4 protein-coding genes and 1 pseudogene are annotated in these 4,370 nt (G+C 63.8%); all 5 read left to right on the top strand.

The window, feature by feature from the left end; translation table 11 throughout:
* Positions 1-73: 73 nt before the first annotated feature.
* Positions 74-895: pseudogene (locus ACESNG_RS12825) on the top strand (PDZ domain-containing protein); the annotation flags it as partial.
* 145 nt (positions 896-1,040) lie between these two features.
* The gene (locus ACESNG_RS12820) at positions 1,041-1,487 is read left to right on the top strand and encodes a S41 family peptidase (protein WP_373069269.1); all 447 of its coding nucleotides are present in this window, start codon (positions 1,041-1,043) and stop codon (positions 1,485-1,487) included.
* Between the two features lie 397 nt (positions 1,488-1,884).
* On the top strand, positions 1,885-2,184 hold the full coding sequence (locus ACESNG_RS12815; protein WP_373069268.1) for a hypothetical protein: 300 nt from the start codon (positions 1,885-1,887) through the stop codon (positions 2,182-2,184).
* A 204-nt stretch (positions 2,185-2,388) separates the two neighbouring features.
* Positions 2,389-3,168, top strand: coding sequence for a hypothetical protein (locus tag ACESNG_RS12810; protein WP_373069267.1), 780 nt, complete (start codon positions 2,389-2,391; stop codon positions 3,166-3,168).
* Between the two features lie 516 nt (positions 3,169-3,684).
* Positions 3,685-4,005, top strand: a complete 321-nt coding sequence (locus ACESNG_RS12805) for a BrnT family toxin (protein WP_373069266.1) — start codon at positions 3,685-3,687, stop codon at positions 4,003-4,005.
* Positions 4,006-4,370: the final 365 nt, after the last annotated feature.

Genomic DNA, 4,370 nt, shown 5'->3' with positions numbered 1-4,370 from the left:
GAAGTTTCGTGAAGACCGCTTCCGCGATCTCTTCACCACGGCTCCCGCACGCGACAGCGCGGGTGCGCCCGCGGTGCCGAGCACCGCGCGCCCCGACACCACCACGCGCATCGTCGCGGTGCGCGCCACTACACCCGCCACGCGCATCGAGTTCGAGGGCATACGCGAGCGGGCCACCGTGCTCGAACCGGGCATCGACATCGGCAGCATCAACCTCACGCCCGATGGCAAGACGCTCGTGATCACCAGCGCCGGCAGCGGGCAGCCCAATCTCTACACCTGGTCGCTCGACGAGCTCTCACGCGAGCCTACCACGCCTCGGCAAATCACCACCACCCCCGGCAACAAGAGCGTGATCGGCTTCTCCGCCGACTCCCGCGAGCTGTGGGTGAGCGATGCCGGTCGCGTGGTGATTGTGCCGGTTGCGAGTGGCGCGTCACGCAACGTGGCCATCAGTGCTGAACTCGACACCGACTTCCACACCGACAAACTCGTCGCCTTCGAACAAGCATGGGCCTCGTTGCGCGATCAGTTCTACGATGCCACCATGCACGGCGTAAGCTGGAGCGCCGTACGCGAGCGCTTCGCGCCATACGTGCGCGCCGCGCAGACGCCCGACGAATTGCGCCGGCTGCTACAGCTCATGGTGGGCGAGCTCAATGCCTCGCACTCCGGAGCGAGTGGGCCAAGCGGCTTTTCCTCAGCGCCGGTGGGTAAACTCGGCCTGCGCTTCGACCGTACCACCTACGAGCAGAGCGGCACGTTGCAAGTACGCGAAGTCATCACACTCGGACCCGCGGCCATTGCTGGGATTGCGGTAGGTGACCGCATCATCGCCATCGACGGCCAGCCACTCGCACGCACCGACAACCTCGACGCACGTCTACTCAACACCGTAGGGCGTCGTGTCGAGCTCACGGTATTGAGCGGCACGACTGAACGTCGCGTGGTGGTGCGTCCGGTGAACACCAACACCGAGAAGGGGCTGCTGTATCGGCAATGGCTGAACGAGCGTCGCGCCTACGTGGCGAAGGCGTCGAATGGGCGGCTTCGTGAACGCGTACGCGCTCGACGTCTTCGCGCGGCGTGGGTACATGACCATGACCACGCGTGGCTCGATACCGGTGCCGGCGCGCACGCAGCTTGGGCAGCGGTCGCTGGAGAAGCCCACCGTGCTCGTGGTCAACCAGCACACGCTCTCCGACGGCGAGGACTTCACGGAGGGCTACCGCACGTTGGGCGTGGGCAAAGTGGTGGGCGAACCCACGGCGGGGTGGATCATCTATACGTCGAGCGTCACCCTCATCGACGGCACGTCGTTGCGGCTCCCGTTCATTCGGGTGGACGGTACCGACGGCAAGAACATGGAGCTGGTCCCGCGCCCGGTGGACGTGACGGTGAAGCGGCCGGTGGGCGAGTCGTACGGGGGTACGGATAGTCAGCTGGACGCCGCGGTGCGCGTGCTGCTGGAGAAGCTTGGGCGGTGAGTGCCGCTTCAAGACCTACCGGAAGCACGTCGGGCGTGTGGACGCTGTTGTGCGTTTGCTGATGGAAAGACGCACTCAATCGAGTGGCCACGCACCTTCCCGGTGCTTATTCACGACGCAGGGTGTCTTGAACAAAGCGGGTGCTGGCATGTCCCACATGAAAGGCACAGCGAACGACGCCGAGATCCGGGAGCGATACACTGCGCCAGCGGTCCGAGGATTTCTCGGCCCACGCTTCAGGTGTGGAAGAGCGACGGCCCCAAGAGTACGCTCAACGTCGACCAGATTACGCGGATCAGTCTGCCGCTTGGGATCTCTGAAGGACTGCAGCGGTTCTTTCGCCGCGCGCCGCAGGAATCAGAACGATGGCTCCGCCGCCCGCGCGCAACCGCCCCACATGTTGCTACCGACCTTAGGGGTGGTCGAAAGCGCGGACGTTGAGAGGATCCCGAGCTATCGCATCATCGCGAGTGAATACGCTGGCGAAAACCCGTTCGATCGGTTCGACACCGCGAAAGAGGCCAGGAGGGGCGAGGACCGGTCTTGTCATTGCGGCATTCGCTGGCCCGGCTTCGTGGTTGGCGCCGACGCGCCGATGATCGAGAAAGCACTGATCGAGGCCAATCTTTCCGGCACGCTGGCCGACGTACGCGCCGGCCGACCGGCACCGCCCGACCTGTACGATCTCGCGCAGTAGAGCACTGGTCAGGCGTTCGGCGCTATCGTGAGAAAGTTCGGCGCATGGGCTCCTGTCCACATCCAGATGCCCGGACGAGAAGATCATGGTGGTTCGGCCTGCGATAACGAGAGGCGCGAAAGTTGCTATCCTCTGTCGCCGGCAAGGCAGGGCCGTGCAAACCGATTCGCGGGCAGCAGCGGCGAACATCTGGACAGGGGAGATATGTTGGCGTCATCGAGGCAGAGGTACACGGCGGCGGTGCATGCCGTCGCGAGTGTGGCAATGGTCGCATCGCTGGCCGGCACCGCCGCCGCACAGACTCCGCGCTTTCAGCTGGAGCTCGAGGCCGGGCCCGCCTGGATCAGTCGCAACGTCGTGCAGATCCCCAACAACGCCACGGCCACGCGATTTTCGCTGAATGAGGTGACGGGGTCCGGACCGTGGCCGGCCGGTCGTGCTTATTTCACCTGGAACGTGAACGAGCGGCACGGACTGCGCGCGCTCGCCGCACCACTGTCGATCACGGAGACCGGCCGGCTACGAATTCCGGTGAGTTTCGCCGGTGGCAGCTACACGGCGAGTGCTCCCGTCGAGGCGACCTACGCGTTCAACTCGTATCGCCTGACGTACCGCTACCAGTGGCGCAACACCGAACGCACGCGCCTGTGGGTCGGATTCACCGGCAAGATTCGCGACGCCACCGTGCAACTCGCGCAAGGCAGTGTCTCCACGCGCAAGGACGATCTCGGATTTGTGCCGCTGCTGCACGTCGCGGGTGAATGGCGCACGGCATCGAATTGGCAGCTCGGCACCGATATCGACGCGCTCGCCGGAGGACCCGGCCGTGCGATCGACGCCGCCGTGAAACTCGGCTACGATCCTCGTGGCCGGTTCGGCGTGCACGTCGGCTATCGCACGGTGGAAGGCGGCGCCGATGTGGACGAGGTGTACAGCTTCTCGTGGATCCACTACGCCGTGGCTTCGCTGGTGTGGCGTTGGTAGGCCGGGGTTGCGCTCCGCGCGTGTGACAGCTGGCGTTATGCATCACTCGGAGCACTTCGGTCGCGAGGGCCCGCAGTGTAATCCGAGCGCAACGTTGTCGTCCGGCTCACGGTAGGCCGCGATGCCCTCAAAGTGCCGCTCAATCCGCTTGGCGAACTTTTCTGGTTGTATTGAGTCGATGTGCCGTCGTCGCGATGGGTGAGCCGTTCGTATTCCGCCTTGCGTACCGTATCCATCGCGTGGCGTAATTACCGCAGGCTCACCGAATTTTGCACGTGCGCTCCACGCCGAGTTGGTCGTAGCACATCGCCATGCTCGCCGCCGAACCGTACACACCGCCAAACCAGATTGGCCGGCTCCACTCGTGGAGTGAGCGACTCACGACTATGCCGTGCACATGAGCACGCCTGCCAACGCGCGCGCAAGCCAATGCGCAGCGTGGCCGTCGTCAGGCACTTGGGCCACGCGCACGGACACGATCTGGCGAAATGTAGAGGGTGACCAGATACTCGAACGGTGGCCGATTTCAAGATGTTGACCGCGCGCCTTGCTGGATTCGACTGGAATCGGGGCGACGACCAGAAGAGCTGGGCGCGGCACGGCGTGACGCAGGCGGAAGCGGAGGACGTGTATTTCCATCGGCCGGTACTCATCGCGGACGATGCGAACCACTCTGAACGTGAGCGACGCCATGCGCTCCTCGGTCGTACCAATGCCGAACGATTGCTGACAGTAGTTTTTATGTTGCATCGCGATCACGTCCGTGTCATTTCAGCCCGTCCGATGAGCCGGAAGCAGCGTACTCAGTATGCCAAAGTCCCGCACGAAAGCCCGTAAGCCCCTGCTGAATCAACGCAATGAGCCGTATCACTCGCTCCTGAAAGTGTGTCTCGCGGCACGGAGTTACGCCGGATTCGCGCGTACACCATGGCTGTCAGACCGCAGTGCGATTATTCAAAAAGCAGGGGTAATCGCCCTGCTGCCGATCGCACGAATCACTTCATCACCGGAGGATCCATCGCAGAACCATTGACCGCATCTCAGCTCCTGAGTCGCGTGGAGCAGTATCAATTCCCAGCACCGCAGGGATGGACGGTGCATCAGGAAACGTCGCCGCAGGCCGACGGATCAACGGCCCTGCGCTGTTCCGCCGATTGGTCCAAACCCTGGCGTGTTCTGCCTGTGCTGTCAGCGGCGGAGCT

The organism is Gemmatimonas sp. (assembly GCF_041689975.1).
Lineage (GTDB): Bacteria > Gemmatimonadota > Gemmatimonadetes > Gemmatimonadales > Gemmatimonadaceae > Gemmatimonas.
The sequence above is the reverse complement of the archived record's forward strand: the minus strand, read 5'-3'. Positions and strand labels throughout refer to the sequence as shown.

Coding starts and splice junctions, on each gene's coding strand:
- ACESNG_RS12820 (WP_373069269.1), top strand. CDS start 1,041: ATGGGCGGCTTCGTGAACGCGTACGCGCTCGACGTCTTCGCGCGGCGT.
- ACESNG_RS12815 (WP_373069268.1), top strand. CDS start 1,885: ATGTTGCTACCGACCTTAGGGGTGGTCGAAAGCGCGGACGTTGAGAGG.
- ACESNG_RS12810 (WP_373069267.1), top strand. CDS start 2,389: ATGTTGGCGTCATCGAGGCAGAGGTACACGGCGGCGGTGCATGCCGTC.